Source organism: Enterococcus sp. DIV0187, assembly GCF_051713785.1.
In the GTDB taxonomy this organism is placed as follows: Bacteria; Bacillota; Bacilli; order Lactobacillales; family Enterococcaceae; genus Enterococcus_A; species Enterococcus_A avium.
In genome coordinates this window covers 723,322-736,119 of record NZ_JBIOQO010000002.1, presented here as the reverse complement: position 1 = coordinate 736,119, position 12,798 = coordinate 723,322, and the positions used below count along the sequence as shown (strand labels likewise).

The window sequence follows — 12,798 nt, the reverse complement described above, 5'->3', positions numbered from 1 at the left end:
AATCGCGACCGTCTTCTTTTATTTCATCATCCAATCAAACAGCCAATCCATCATCATGGCAATAAAGGCGCATAAAACGGCGCCGACAATAATGATCGGTCCGCCATCCGTGATCGCGATCCCCCGCAAGATCACGTCACCGACGCCACCTGCACCGACAAATGAACCAATTGTCGTGATCCCGACTGAGATTACCAACGCATTGCGCACACCAGCAAAAATTACCGGCATGGCCAAAGGAATTTTGATCATATACAAGATTTGATAGCGATTCATCCCAATACCCTTGGCACTATCAATATACATCGGGTCGACATTGACTAATCCAACATAAGTATTTTTCACAATCGGTAATAGCGAATACAAAACAACTGTTGCCACCACTGTATTTTGTCCCAGCCCCATCAAGATCAATAACATAGTCAGCATCGCGATTGAAGGAATCGTCTGAATTACGTTGATAATTCCGATTACGATATCCGAAATTTTTGGCCGTTCAGACAATACTATTCCTAAAGGAAACCCAATCAAGAAGGTCAACACAACACCAATTACTGAGATATAAACGTGAACACCGAATTGTGTGATTAGGTACGAGGAGTTCTCACTTAAATATGTCACTAAATTATCAAACATTAGCTTCCCTCCTCAAAAAAGTTATGTTTCTCCAAAAAACGACGTGCGATAATCTTCGGCTCCAACAATTCATTATCCGATTCGTAATTCAGCTGTTGCATTGTTTTGGTATCAATCGTGTCCTGTAATTTCAACAAAATCGGTTTGAGTTCTGGATATTCTTTCAGTGTCTCTCCCGAAACAACGACACTCGCAGTATAAGGCGGGAAAAATTTCAGATCGTCTTCTAGCATTACAAGGTCATAGCTACCGACCCTTCCATCGGTCGAATAGCCTAAAATCACATCCAGTTCATTAGCAACTAAAGCATCATAAAGCAAGCCCACCTGCATTGGATAAACTCGTTGGAATTTCGTGTCATAGGCTTCCGTGTATCCCTTATATCCATCACCTTCTCGTTTATACCAGGTTTGGTCGGAGCCCAAACGCATTTTACTTGCACATTTTTTTAAATCACTAACTTTTTTTAAGCCATACTTCTTCGCCGTTTCTTGCGTTACCATAAACGTAAATTGATTGGAAAACCCGTAACTTGGAAACCAGTCAAAACCAAAGCGTCGATCGAACTCTCGTTGAACAATTTCCAAGGCTTTATCCGGCTCCTTTTCCGTGGGTAATCCAAGGGTTCCAATCAGGTCTGTTCCAGTATAACGAGTTGGCGCTATATCTAAATCGCCTCGCAACATTGCTTCATGCATTAAGTTGGCTGAACCTAAATTATTTAGATAAACAACATTGTGGTCGGTCGAATGTTGCAGCAGTTCCACCACAATATTGCCTAAAATTTGCGACTCTGAAGTTACTCCGCCAGCCACCGTAAGTGTGTCATCTTTGGCGGAATAATTACTCACAATAAAGCTTCCAAAAAGCAGAAGTATTGCTGCTAAAAGTACTATTCGCTTTTTCATCGACTCACCCTCGATCCATCGTCAGTTTTTGTTCAGAGTGTTTCAATAATGCGTCAGAAAGCAAGGCCAATAGCGTGATCGGAATTGTCCCCATCAACACTAGATCCATTCGATAAAGATTCAAACCATTAAAAATATAATCACCCAATCCTCCTGCGCCTATATATGCAGCTAAAGTCGTCCAAGAGATCACATAAACTGTCGACACGCGAATCCCCGCCATGATGACACCCATCGCTAAGGGCAATTCAATTTGTAAAAGGCGTTGCATTTGCGACATACCCATTCCTTTAGCAGCATCTAAATAAGTCGCATCAACAGATCTTATCCCGACATAAGTATTTCGCAGGATCGGCAAGAGGGAATACAAAAACAAAGCGATCACTGCTGGAATTTTGCCAATTCCAAAAAAAGGAATCATAATTGACAGCAACGCTAATGACGGGATTGTTTGGAACACACCCACTACTTTTATGACAGTTTCAGAGCCCCTTTTTAAACGAGTTAGCGCTGCTCCTAGAGGAACGGCAACAAGAATACCCAAGAAAATTGCCAAAAAGGACAAATAAAAGTGCTCCCAGAGTTTCATTAAGATTTCACTGCCGTATTCAGACCAAAAATTCACATTACCACCTCCTATTGCAATTGTTCCTGTACGAGCGAGACCAACGACGAACGAGTAACGATTCCCACAAGATGATCCTCATCATTCACCACTGGCAAATACTTATACGTGTGATTAATTAATGGGCCGATCACATCAGCTACTCGTTCCTTTTGATTTACACTAGCCGTGTCTGTCTCCATTACCTCGAAAACAGAGGTATTTGGTTTCAGCTTGGAGATATTCCGCTCAATAAAATTGATATCGACAAAACCTTTCAAACAGTACTGATCATCCACTACCAGCAGTGTATCAACTTTATTTTCTGACATCTGCCGAATCGCATCAGTGATTGATTTACTAATAGAAATTGCTTGCACGCGATCTACCATCAGATCTGAAACCGTCATTTCATTGTTGTAATAACTATTACGTTTTCGTTTCCCAATCAATTCTTCCACAAAATCGTTGGCTGGGTGCTCTAAGATTGTTTCAACAGTGTCGTACTGAACAATTTCTCCATGATCCATAATAATGATCTTGTCAGCCAACTTGATCGCCTCGTCCATATCATGCGTCACAAAAACAATTGTCTTCTCCATCTCCTGCTGCAAGCCTTTGATCATCTCCTGAAGCGCATCACGAGTGATGGGATCTAACGCACCAAAAGGCTCGTCCATCAAAATAATATCTTGACTAGCTGCTAACGCCCGAATGACACCAATCCGTTGCTGCTGGCCCCCTGAAAGATTTTTCGGTTTGCGTTCCAAATAATCCAACGGTAGATCAACCCGTTGAATCAATCGTTCAGCAATTCCCGATTTTTTTTCATCACTCCATTTCAGCAGCTTCGGTACAATCATGATATTCTCTCGAATTGTCATGTGGGGAAATAGTCCGATATTTTGAATCACATAACCAATTTGTCGCCGTAGTTCGTCTTCGTTTAGTTTTGTGACATCCTGTCCGTTAATCCTGATACTGCCTTTTGACGGTTCGATCATCCGATTGATCATTCGTACCAACGTTGTTTTCCCACTCCCGCTAGTGCCAATAACACAGATAAATTGATTATCTTCGATCGTCAAATCAAAAGGATGGACAGCGATCGCATCTTCTCCATACCTTTTTTCTACTTGTTCGAACTCGATCATAGCAATGATTCCTCCATCCATTATGTAATTCATTGCAACGAAGATAATTCGTCGCAATGTTAGAAGTTAATGCACAACTAACGTACTAAGTAGCCGCCATCAACAGGCAAAATATGTCCATTAACAAAATTTGAGGCAGAACTTGCTAAATAGACTAATGCCCCCATCAAATCTGCTGGACTCCCCCAGTAATTGGCCGGAACGTGAGCCAAAATCTGTTGAGTTATTTCTGGATCTTCACGGTCATTTTTCATCATATCCGTTGTCAAGTACCCCGGAGCGATACCATTGACTTGGATATTATAGCCAGCAAGTTCATCACAATAAGCTTTGGTCAAACCAACTAATCCGTGTTTGGCTGCAACATTCGCTGGGGATTGCTGTCCGCCTAAAAACGAAAACAATGAACAGATATTAATAATTTTGCCGCTTTTTTGTAAAATCATTACCTTAGCTGCTTCATGAGACATCTCAAAGGCCGCCGTTAAATTCAATTGAATCATCGGATCCCATTTTGAGCGGTCAAACCTGAGTACATCGTCTGAGAAATAGAGTCCTGCGCAATTTACTAGCACGTCTACTGTACCGAAGACTTCGACACAATGCTCTATAACCTGTTGAGGCACCCCTTCTTCTGTCAAATCTACTTCCATAAAAACATAACAGGAACCCGTCTCTTCAATAATTTTTTGTGTCGTTCCATCATCATCGATCAAACTTGGAACAAGAATGTTTGCTCCGCATTTTGCTAGAGCCAGTGAAAACGCTCGGCCGATCCCAGTATTTCCACCTGTCACAATAGCTACTTTTCCTGCTAATGAGAAAAAATCCATACTGAATTCTGTGATTTCCATTTGTATCCCTCCGTTAGTAATAATCCAAAATAAAAAAGCGAACACCAAATAAGCTGGTGTCCGCTTTTCTCTGTCCTCTTAGCATCAACTACCGTTTTTTATTTTTTTATATTTCCCAAACATCCATATTGGTTGTTGAAATCGCCACTGCTCCTGCTTGTAAGGCGGTCATTACTAGCTCCTTATCACATACTAACCCGCTAGCAATAATCGGCACATCCACGACGTCTTGCACCCAAGATAAAACTTTCGGCATCGCTCCTGGTAAAACCTCCACTACATCCGCCTTTGAGGTTCCCAGTTGTTTCGGCAGATTATGATAGGATTTCGAATCAATCAAAAAGAATCGATGAATGGTAAATAACCCTCGCGCATTCGCCGCTCTTAGTAAGATTGATTTTGAGCTGATAATCCCATCGGTTTTGGTGGCTCGTTTCAAATAATCGACAGCCGTCTCCTTCGTGGCTAAGCCATCAATCAAATCAACATCTACCATAACGATCTTACCTGCCTCTTTCAAGCGATCAACAATGTCAACAATACTGCAAACATCTCCATACAAGACAAAGATAATATCACTATCACAGGTTAAGGCCTTTTCAAAACTGCGTTTATTATTGATGGCAGCAATCAATGGATTGTCCTCCATCATCTGAATAATTTTTCTTTTCATTTCCATCCTTATCCCCATCAAGTAATTTAATACGCTTTCATTAAAGATGATATCACAAACTCGTTCATAATAATTTACAATACAAGCTATGAATATTGTAAAGCATATTTTTTCGATTTTATTTCTTTTTGAATCTCTGTATTTTCACAGTCTAATGGATAACGCTAGTTTCGTCAATCCTATAATAAAAAAAGAAACCTGGAAAACACATTGAAACATCAGCATTTTCTAGACTTTCTTCTAAAAATATTTAATAGAATCTAGCACATCGAATTTTTTTTATTTCAAAAATCATTGACATCGCTTTCATAAAATTCTATACTTTGGGTGTTACTGGAGAGCAGAGAGAAGTAACGCTTATTTAAGCGTTGCTTCTTTTTTGCGTTTTTTTACAGAACAATTCACAAGCAGGAGGGTGTTATATGAACAAGCAAGCAGTAAAAAAATGGGGAACGTTGTTACTACTTTCAGCCGGTGCTGGGATTATCTTTCAGCTTCCTTATATCCGAGAAACCTTTTATGTGCCAATCCAAAAAGCAATGGATCTGACCAATGCACAAATGGGGATGCTCTCGTCAGGTTATGCTACAATGGCAACATTTTCTTACTTTGTCGGTGGGGTCGTTGCAGACAAGTTCTCGGCTCGAAAATTACTGACGGTTTCATTCCTAGCAACTGGTGTTTTGGGGTGGTGGTTTTCGACATTTCCAGGTTTTCAGATCAGCCGGATTATTTTCATTTTGATGGGAATTTCTACAATCATCACCTATTGGTCAGCCGCAATCAAGGCTACACGAATGTTGGGTGACAGTTCCGAACAAGGACGTTTGTTTGGTTGGCAGGAAGGTTTACGTGGACTTTTAAATGCCTTATTGGTATTCGGAATGACCGCTGTTTACAGTCGTTTTTCAAATGAGATTCTAGGGACAACTTGGGCAATTAGAGTATGTGCGATCACAGTTTTTATTATTGGTATTTTAAATTGGTTTGTTATTGAAGACACAGCAGCAGAAACACATACAGAACCACTCTCTAAAATCGTCATCGGTATGTTCAAAACATTGAAAATGCCTCGAACTTGGGTATTAGTGGCTATTGTTTTCTTTGCTTACAGTATTTACGGAATTTTAGGCTATATCAATACGTATGCAATCAATGTGTACGGCTTGTCTGTAGCAGGTGGAACGACACTTGGTGGAATACGTTATTTAGTTCAAGCGGCAGGCGGAATCATCGGTGGGATTATCGCCGATAAAATGGGCTCTCGAATCCGTGTAATTATTGGTGGTGCCGGTCTGCTGACGCTTTGCTTCGCTGGTTTTCTCATATTGCCAGACAGCGCTGGTCTTTTGACCGCTATCATTGCGAACTTCATCTTCGGATTATTCCTAATCTATGTAGTACGCAGTCAATATTTTGCGATCATTGATGACGCTGGTTTCCCAGTTGAACTGACTGGTAGAGTTTCTGGAATTGTTTCTTGTTTAGGTTATCTGCCAGATGTATTCATGTATACCATGATTGGTGGCTGGCTAGATGCAAATCCTGGTAAAGCAGGTTTCAACATGATGTTCATGTATGCGATCGCCATGGGGATTGGCTGTATTATCTTCTCTGTCATCCTCACGACAATCATTAAAAAAGCAAAAGCTTCAGGTACAATTGCAGCTAAGGTCGATTAAGCAAAAAAGTCTCTCCCACAACCTAGTTGACGGGAGAGACTTTTTTACTGCTCAGGTACATCTAGAAATTCTCCATGCATATTTTCATAGTGTTTGACACTCAAGGTCTCAAAAACGGCAATAACTGGATGTTCATAATTCAAATCTTTTTGAAATTCGTTCAGCTGGGCGGCCAATTTTTTATACTCAACTAACTCCTCAACAAACAAATAGCCCTTTAATGCAATACTTTCATGCTTGTCTTTGTCAAAACAGAAGAGACTGCCAGTACGATTGTGTCGAATGTTTTCAGCAGTTCGACCATCCCCATTAATATAGAACTTGAAATAGTAAAAGCCATTCCGCTCAAGCGGCGGTGAAACAGCAATTGCATTGGGAAAACCACGATTATCAATCGTGATCAGTGTAAATGTATCGGCATTAGCTAATAATGTTTCCATATTTTTATCCATTTCCAAAAGCCTCCTATCTTTTACTTTTTATTTTCTGGTACATAAAGCGGCACAAAATCTGCCATAAATTCCACTGTTAACGGTAAAGCTGGGCCTTTATCGCCATCGATTCGAGAATAGATCTTTTTATCTGTTAAAGGCGTTAATTCCAACGTGCTGGTTTCTAAATACGTCAGCGTATCTGAATCTTTTAAACGTCCCGTAAAGATAAGTCGAATAAGCTGGAATAATTTACGAAAACGCATGTTGTGCAAAATGCTGACATGAAGTTCATCATAATCTGAATCCACATAAGTCCTTCCGCCAATTGAATGAGTAGTCGTCGCCAAGGAGAACCAGACCTCCAATTTTTCATGAAAATTATCCGTCTTAATCTCTACCGGATAAGACTTATCTTTGCCAAGCTGCTTCAAGGCCTTTAAAGGATAGACGATTAAACCGAATTTCTTTTTTTCGCTCTGTCGAACCTCATTGGAAATATCCGCAAACGATCCGAAAGTAAAAGAGCTGATAACAGCTTTTTGCCGATCTTGACAGGCTGCGATCCCAACCTTACGTTGATACCCTGCAATGATTATATCCATCGCTTCCTCTTCATCCATTGGCAAATGCCAGCGTTTGGCAAAATTATTAATGGTTCCGCCTGGGATAATTCCTAGAGGTATTGCCTTTCCTGCTTGAACAAACGCTGTCCCCACGATGTTCAGCGAACCATCTCCGCCAATCGCCACGATTCCGTCATACTCTTCAATGGCCTCTTTCACTGTTTCAACTGCCTTTTCAGGATCAGGGGCAGTCAAAAATTCACCTTCGTGTCCAGCCTGTTTAAATTTTTCTTGCATTTTTTTTGCTAATTTTTCAGCATTCCCATTTCCTGCATTCGGATTAAAAAAAATTCCATAACGCATCTTTTTCACCCTCGTTCATTTGTTAAGTAAGAATTTTTTTATCAGTTAAAAATCTTTATCTGTTCCCTTTCACCTTATCATTTTTAACCTAAAAAAACTGTTTCAACGAACTAATTTGTAAGAATTTGATTGCTTTGACTTTTTTTCTTCGTAAAACCTGATATGATAAAGCTAAGAGAGGGTTGAGAAAAATGTTTGAACCGACAAAACCACGAAGAAGTGAGGTTCCTTTTAATACTGTTCCTGAACATATGCAGCAGGAAATATGGCATATGATTTTTATGCGTCCGATGAAGGGGTTGCCGCTTACCTCACCACAACGTTTTCACTTTTTTAAAAACAAAATTGCTCGTACTTTAAGTGTCGTTTACTCCCAAAGTGAACCTTACTTTTCAGACGGGATCACTGCACCTTATGTTGAAGCATACGAAGAGATCGAATTTCCTAAAATCATGTATGTCTATGATGATGGAAATGAATTGATTATGACACTAGATGAAAAAACGTCCGACTAAGTCAGGCGTTTTTTTGTGCTTATTTTACGACCATTACATTACAAGGTGCTTGATTAACGACATAAGCAGTTGTAGAACCGACCAGTAATAAGGAAAGTGCGCCCAATCCTGTTGCCCCCATCACAATCAGATCCGTATCCAGTTTTTTCGCCAATTCAACAATCTCTCGTTTAGGATTACCAGCGATGATCTGAGAAGTTAGGTGAACTTCCTGCTCCTCTGCCATCCGATGATGCTCTAGTTCTGTGATAATCCCTTTCGCTCTTTCATGGACTTCCTGCATCAATGGAATTGAATTTCCGCCGGTTGTTCCACTGAAACTAGCCGTATCAATCACAGTTGCCAGAGTTAACTTGCCCCTATTTCTCTTCGCGATATTGATCGCTTCATCAAACGCCTTTTTTGACTGCTTTGAACCATCTACAGCAACTAAAATATTTTTATATTCATCAACCATTTTTGCCGCCCCTTTCACCTTTATTTTATCATTCTACTGATTCTTCGAAAAATGAAAATGACCATTTCTCTTTATTTTTTCACTGTCTAATCATTAAAACTGCTTAAAAAACCAGCTGAAAAATTGTACTTTTTGTGATGAAATGCTAGACTTGCCTCAATCCAATTTTTTACATGAATTATCCAGAGAAGTAAGGAGAATCAGAGATGAATAAAACCCAAAGAAGAAAAGCCCATTTCATTATTCATAGCGCATCCACTGCCGCAGCAGGTGTTGGGGCAGGAATGGCACAATTGCCTTTTCCTGATGCCACCGTTTTATTACCAATCCAAACCGCTATGGTGATTGCTTTGGGAAAAATTTTTCATATTAAACTCGAACAAGGTGCCGCAAAAGCTCTTGCCACCCAATTTCTAGCTCAAAAAGCTGGACAAATGACCGCACGCTTCCTTGCCGGAAAACTTCCTGTTGCAGGTAATATTGTTAATGGCTCCACCGCTGCCGCCATCACTGAAAGCTACGGCTGGCTCATTGCAAAGGAATTTTCAGAGGAATACGAGAAAAAACTCAAAGTATAATATTTTTTTAATTGCTGAGAGGCCTCTTTCAAATCCACACAAGATTCGCTATACTTGTAATCGTGGATGAACTTGGTGTTTTACTCGTTCAATGATGTAGTCCGCATTTAAGATAGAGGTGCAGGTTCGATTCCTGTCATCCACATAATTCAAAAGAAGCTGAGAAGCTTCTTTTTTTTTCGGAAAAAATCAATGATTCAACCTTTTTAGGCTCATTTAAGGTTCTCCTTCTACAATTGACACAAGAAGAAATTAGTAGGAGGCGTTTTTTTGAAAAAAAAGCAGTCAGTAATCATTACACTAATAAGCACTTTAGTGTTAAGTACAACCACATTCCCTACTATCGGATTCACTAATGAACAAAGCAGTGTTCCCCCCGCTCCACCAGATGGCGGTGGAATGGGTGGCGCAGATACTATGACTTATGATTATACAGGAGAGTTGAAGGGCAGCTTAATCGCTGATAATCAGGAAATAGAAGCTAATTCCGAAAAGCAACGCTCTGACGGCAATGACGAAAATACTGCCTTAGTAAAAAATGGCGGAACCTTGTCGCTTGAGAAAAGTACATTAGAAAAAGCCGGCGCAAGTGCTAACGATGACAATAGTAATTTCTATGGATTGAATTCAATCCTGTTGGCAGTAAACGAGAATTCCTTTGCGTATCTTTCTAACAGTCAATTAACTGCTAACGATAAAGGAAGTAATGGGCTTTTCGCAACAGATAGCGGAACGATTTATGCAAATGACAATACCATCGTGACAGAATCGGACAATTCCCGCGGGATGGATGCAACCTATGGCGGCACTATTATTGCCAACAAAAACTCCGTCAATACCAACGGCGATCATAGCGCGGCGTTGGCAACAGATCGCGGCGGCGGAAATGTTTCAGTCACTGATAGCCAGCTTGCAACACAAGGCTCAGGCTCTCCTCTCCTATATTCCACGGGTGACATTGAAGTGAGTAATGTCAAAGGTACGGCTACGGGCAGCCAGATTGCTGGTATGGAAGGCTATAACTCCATTCAAATCTACAATTCTAAATTAATCAGCAAGTTAACCGGAACAACAGGCAGTGATCCTGTCGCAAACGGTGTAATTATCTATCAATCCACGTCAGGCGATGCCGAAGCATCCACTGGTGAAACAGCAAATTTTGAAGCCGTTAATTCCACTTTGAAAAGTGCCACTGAAGGAACGATGTTTTATGTAACAAATACTGAAGCCAACATTATCTTGAAGGATAATACGTTAGATTTTGATAGCGATAAGGCAGCGCTATTAACGATTCAGGGAAATAATGCGAATAATTGGGGGACAGCCGGCAGTAATGGCGGCAAAGTGAACTTTATTGGAATCAATCAAGAATTGTCCGGTAAGATCAATGTGGACTCTATTAGCAGTCTCAATCTCGTTTTAACCGAAGAAACGACTTACAACGGCGAGACCGAAATCACTGCAAACGAAGTGAATACCGCAGCCAGTGAAACCCCGATCACTGTAACAATTGATAAAACGTCTAAATGGGTAATGACCGCCGATTCACAGATAACCAACTTAAATTTGGAGACAGGCGGCGAAATTGTTGACGAGGATGGAAAATCCGCGACAATCATAGCAGATGGCGAAACCGTCGTAGAAGGAACTGGTTCAACAACATTAACAGTCACTGGAACATACTCGACTCAAACCAATTTAAATGAGAACAACCAATTAAGCGAACCATCTATTGATCGAACAGACTTTGACCAGCATTATCATTTATCAACCTCCTTTACCAACAAAAGCACCGCAACCAAAACGAACAGCACAAAGAATACCGCAGCTGAAGTTACATCTAGCACGGTAAAAAATACTGCAACCTCTGAACCTACTAAACAAAGAAACTATCCTCTATGGATTGCTTTCGGTGGGGTAGTCATTATAGCAGGGGCATTAGTCCTGAAAAAAAGGGGAAAAAGAACCAAACGTAGATACTAAATACTTTTAAAAATACGTAGCACGCTTGTCCTTTGCAAGCGTGCTTCTCTTATCTTCCAGCCTTAACTTTCATATGACATGCTCGAACCAGAATTTCTCATTTCCTCGCGTATTTTATTTTAAAAGACTTCAACTTAACACTTTACTTATCGAACAAATGTTCGTATAATAATCTTGAGGTGATGACCATGTCTATGATTAGTCCAGATTCTGTTGAAATATTTTACCGAACGTATGATTCTTTAGTAAAAGACTCCCTGCCACTAGCTTTATTTTTAAGCCAAATTACCGCCAAGATGGATGCCGAAAATCGTGATTATTTTGTCATCCCTGCTAAAAAGACCGGTCGCAAAAAGGATATCTATTTTCAGTTTGAACGTAGAAATGACGAGCTCGTTTTCAAAGGCATTCATACAAGGAGGAAAAAGGATGGAGTCAATTAAAGGAACCGTCACGAAACTAAAAATCATTCAATTCTCGCAACAGCCTTTAGTTTATTTTCAACTCGCAAACATCAACTGTCTGATTGCCACCCATTCATTAAATTTTTTGGCAGATGTCGAAGCTGGTATGAAAATTATTGTATTAGGAAAACGAAATACCCGAGGACAATTTATTGTCGCAAAATACGCGGTCTTAGGCAGAACCAAATTAATGAATGATATTCAAAACTATCAAACAGCAAGCTAAAAGCCAGCACAAAATGTGCTGGCTTCTTTTTTATCGAACGACCATTACGTTACATGGTGCGTTATTGACAACATATGCTGTTGTAGAACCTAATAATAACCGAGAGAAAGTTCCCGTTCCGGTAGCGCCCATCAAAATCAAATCAATCTTTTTCTCTTCTGCAAAAGCAACAATTTTAGCTTTTGGATTTCCATCATCAACGACAGTGTTATAGGATATATCCTCTGGGATCGTTTTTTCTAATGCTTCCACAACAGTACTTGCAGCTTTTTGTGCTTCCTTTACGATATGATCTACAGCGTAAGGTTCAGCTCCTAAATGATTGGTGTCAGATACGATTAAAATATACAAATGTGCATCATTTCTGCGGGTGACTTCGATAGCTTCCTGGAAGGCTCGACGTGCCTGTTCGGATGAATCAACTGCGACAAGTATTTTTTTGTATGATTCCTTCATAATAAGACCCCCTTTTTTCTATTGTAACGAATTCAGACTATATTTGTACAGCAAATAATAAACGCTTTCTTTATTAAGATCTTTTAGCACACGACGACTTTACTAGATATCCTTTTTTAATAAGAAAACCTACAGATCAATTATCGTTAATAATTACTTCAGCATAAAATCATTGGTTCATTTCCTCATATACCACCCACAAAAGCCGAACATGCATATACTTGTTGTAAAGCGATTTAATCATGTGA

The 12,798-nt window shown here is 40.0% G+C and carries 16 protein-coding genes and 1 tRNA gene; 7 read left to right on the top strand and 10 right to left on the bottom strand.

What is annotated here, in order from left to right; genetic code table 11:
- Positions 1 to 18 precede the first annotated feature (18 nt).
- From IGI52_RS23570 to IGI52_RS23545, 6 genes are all read right to left on the bottom strand, one after another.
- Positions 19 to 636 (bottom strand): ABC transporter permease, encoded by a 618-nt coding sequence (locus IGI52_RS23570; RefSeq protein WP_016178848.1) that lies wholly within the window; start codon positions 634 to 636, stop codon positions 19 to 21.
- Positions 636 to 1,544 (bottom strand): osmoprotectant ABC transporter substrate-binding protein, encoded by a 909-nt coding sequence (locus tag IGI52_RS23565; RefSeq protein ID WP_016178849.1) that lies wholly within the window; start codon positions 1,542 to 1,544, stop codon positions 636 to 638. Before IGI52_RS23565 ends, IGI52_RS23570 begins: the two co-directional genes overlap by 1 nt.
- 4 nt (positions 1,545 to 1,548) lie before the next feature.
- Entirely contained in the window at positions 1,549 to 2,169 is a 621-nt protein-coding gene (locus tag IGI52_RS23560; RefSeq protein ID WP_154059668.1) for an ABC transporter permease, read from the bottom strand.
- An 11-nt stretch (positions 2,170 to 2,180) separates the two neighbouring features.
- On the bottom strand, positions 2,181 to 3,302 hold the full coding sequence (locus IGI52_RS23555; RefSeq protein WP_154059667.1) for an ABC transporter ATP-binding protein: 1,122 nt from the start codon (positions 3,300 to 3,302) through the stop codon (positions 2,181 to 2,183).
- 77 nt (positions 3,303 to 3,379) lie between these two features.
- Positions 3,380 to 4,156, bottom strand: coding sequence for an SDR family oxidoreductase (locus IGI52_RS23550; RefSeq protein WP_154059666.1), 777 nt, complete (start codon positions 4,154 to 4,156; stop codon positions 3,380 to 3,382).
- Between the two features lie 106 nt (positions 4,157 to 4,262).
- Positions 4,263 to 4,835: a glycerol-3-phosphate responsive antiterminator gene (locus tag IGI52_RS23545; RefSeq protein WP_227656379.1), complete on the bottom strand. Its 573-nt coding sequence runs from the start codon at positions 4,833 to 4,835 to the stop codon at positions 4,263 to 4,265.
- Between the two features lie 416 nt (positions 4,836 to 5,251).
- On the opposite strand from IGI52_RS23545, the gene IGI52_RS23540 reads away from it, so the two are divergent.
- A complete protein-coding gene (locus IGI52_RS23540) occupies positions 5,252 to 6,511 on the top strand; it encodes an MFS transporter (RefSeq protein WP_049220290.1) in 1,260 nt (419 codons plus the stop codon).
- Positions 6,512 to 6,555: 44 nt separating this feature from the next.
- Here the strand turns inward: IGI52_RS23540 and IGI52_RS23535 are convergent, their stop codons facing one another.
- Both IGI52_RS23535 and IGI52_RS23530 read right to left on the bottom strand, forming a co-directional pair.
- Positions 6,556 to 6,963, bottom strand: coding sequence for a pyridoxamine 5'-phosphate oxidase family protein (locus IGI52_RS23535; RefSeq protein ID WP_016178855.1), 408 nt, complete (start codon positions 6,961 to 6,963; stop codon positions 6,556 to 6,558).
- Between the two features lie 20 nt (positions 6,964 to 6,983).
- Positions 6,984 to 7,871 carry a diacylglycerol/lipid kinase family protein gene (locus IGI52_RS23530; protein ID WP_016178856.1) on the bottom strand — a complete coding sequence of 296 codons (888 nt, stop codon included), beginning with the start codon at positions 7,869 to 7,871 and terminating at the stop codon, positions 6,984 to 6,986.
- A 191-nt stretch (positions 7,872 to 8,062) separates the two neighbouring features.
- Here IGI52_RS23530 and IGI52_RS23525 point away from each other — a divergent pair, with 191 nt between their 5' ends.
- Positions 8,063 to 8,386 carry a DUF960 family protein gene (locus tag IGI52_RS23525; protein WP_016178857.1) on the top strand — a complete coding sequence of 108 codons (324 nt, stop codon included), beginning with the start codon at positions 8,063 to 8,065 and terminating at the stop codon, positions 8,384 to 8,386.
- 19 nt (positions 8,387 to 8,405) lie between these two features.
- Here IGI52_RS23525 and IGI52_RS23520 read toward each other — a convergent pair whose 3' ends face one another.
- Positions 8,406 to 8,843, bottom strand: coding sequence for a universal stress protein (locus IGI52_RS23520; RefSeq protein WP_048719820.1), 438 nt, complete (start codon positions 8,841 to 8,843; stop codon positions 8,406 to 8,408).
- 206 nt (positions 8,844 to 9,049) lie between these two features.
- On the opposite strand from IGI52_RS23520, the gene IGI52_RS23515 reads away from it, so the two are divergent.
- The 5 genes from IGI52_RS23515 (at position 9,050) to IGI52_RS23495 (ending at position 12,094) form a co-directional block, all read left to right on the top strand.
- Complete coding sequence (locus IGI52_RS23515; RefSeq protein ID WP_016178859.1) at positions 9,050 to 9,421, top strand: hypothetical protein; 372 nt, start codon at positions 9,050 to 9,052, stop codon at positions 9,419 to 9,421.
- Between the two features lie 62 nt (positions 9,422 to 9,483).
- Positions 9,484 to 9,566, top strand: a tRNA-OTHER gene (locus IGI52_RS23510).
- Between the two features lie 125 nt (positions 9,567 to 9,691).
- A complete protein-coding gene (locus tag IGI52_RS23505; RefSeq protein WP_438782531.1) occupies positions 9,692 to 11,404 on the top strand; it encodes an adhesin in 1,713 nt (570 codons plus the stop codon).
- Between the two features lie 188 nt (positions 11,405 to 11,592).
- The gene (locus IGI52_RS23500; protein ID WP_016178861.1) at positions 11,593 to 11,847 is read left to right on the top strand and encodes a DUF5960 family protein; all 255 of its coding nucleotides are present in this window, start codon (positions 11,593 to 11,595) and stop codon (positions 11,845 to 11,847) included.
- Positions 11,834 to 12,094, top strand: a complete 261-nt coding sequence (locus tag IGI52_RS23495; protein WP_438782530.1) for a hypothetical protein — start codon at positions 11,834 to 11,836, stop codon at positions 12,092 to 12,094. Before IGI52_RS23500 ends, IGI52_RS23495 begins: the two co-directional genes overlap by 14 nt.
- Positions 12,095 to 12,124: 30 nt before the next feature.
- On the opposite strand, the gene IGI52_RS23490 is transcribed toward IGI52_RS23495, so the two are convergent.
- Positions 12,125 to 12,550 (bottom strand): universal stress protein, encoded by a 426-nt coding sequence (locus tag IGI52_RS23490; protein WP_049220300.1) that lies wholly within the window; start codon positions 12,548 to 12,550, stop codon positions 12,125 to 12,127.
- Between the last annotated feature and the right edge of the window lie 248 nt (positions 12,551 to 12,798).

Excerpts from the sequence above, each read along its gene's own strand:
- IGI52_RS23535 (WP_016178855.1), bottom strand. The coding sequence starts at position 6,963 with ATGGATAAAAATATGGAAACATTATTAGCTAATGCCGATACATTTACA.
- IGI52_RS23550 (WP_154059666.1), bottom strand. The coding sequence starts at position 4,156 with ATGGAAATCACAGAATTCAGTATGGATTTTTTCTCATTAGCAGGAAAA.
- IGI52_RS23565 (WP_016178849.1), bottom strand. The coding sequence starts at position 1,544 with ATGAAAAAGCGAATAGTACTTTTAGCAGCAATACTTCTGCTTTTTGGA.
- IGI52_RS23500 (WP_016178861.1), top strand. The coding sequence starts at position 11,593 with ATGTCTATGATTAGTCCAGATTCTGTTGAAATATTTTACCGAACGTAT.
- IGI52_RS23490 (WP_049220300.1), bottom strand. The coding sequence starts at position 12,550 with ATGAAGGAATCATACAAAAAAATACTTGTCGCAGTTGATTCATCCGAA.
- IGI52_RS23530 (WP_016178856.1), bottom strand. The coding sequence starts at position 7,871 with ATGCGTTATGGAATTTTTTTTAATCCGAATGCAGGAAATGGGAATGCT.
- IGI52_RS23570 (WP_016178848.1), bottom strand. The coding sequence starts at position 636 with ATGTTTGATAATTTAGTGACATATTTAAGTGAGAACTCCTCGTACCTA.
- IGI52_RS23555 (WP_154059667.1), bottom strand. The coding sequence starts at position 3,302 with ATGATCGAGTTCGAACAAGTAGAAAAAAGGTATGGAGAAGATGCGATC.
- IGI52_RS23525 (WP_016178857.1), top strand. The coding sequence starts at position 8,063 with ATGTTTGAACCGACAAAACCACGAAGAAGTGAGGTTCCTTTTAATACT.
- IGI52_RS23540 (WP_049220290.1), top strand. The coding sequence starts at position 5,252 with ATGAACAAGCAAGCAGTAAAAAAATGGGGAACGTTGTTACTACTTTCA.
- IGI52_RS23545 (WP_227656379.1), bottom strand. The coding sequence starts at position 4,835 with ATGGAAATGAAAAGAAAAATTATTCAGATGATGGAGGACAATCCATTG.
- IGI52_RS23520 (WP_048719820.1), bottom strand. The coding sequence starts at position 8,843 with ATGGTTGATGAATATAAAAATATTTTAGTTGCTGTAGATGGTTCAAAG.
- IGI52_RS23515 (WP_016178859.1), top strand. The coding sequence starts at position 9,050 with ATGAATAAAACCCAAAGAAGAAAAGCCCATTTCATTATTCATAGCGCA.
- IGI52_RS23495 (WP_438782530.1), top strand. The coding sequence starts at position 11,834 with ATGGAGTCAATTAAAGGAACCGTCACGAAACTAAAAATCATTCAATTC.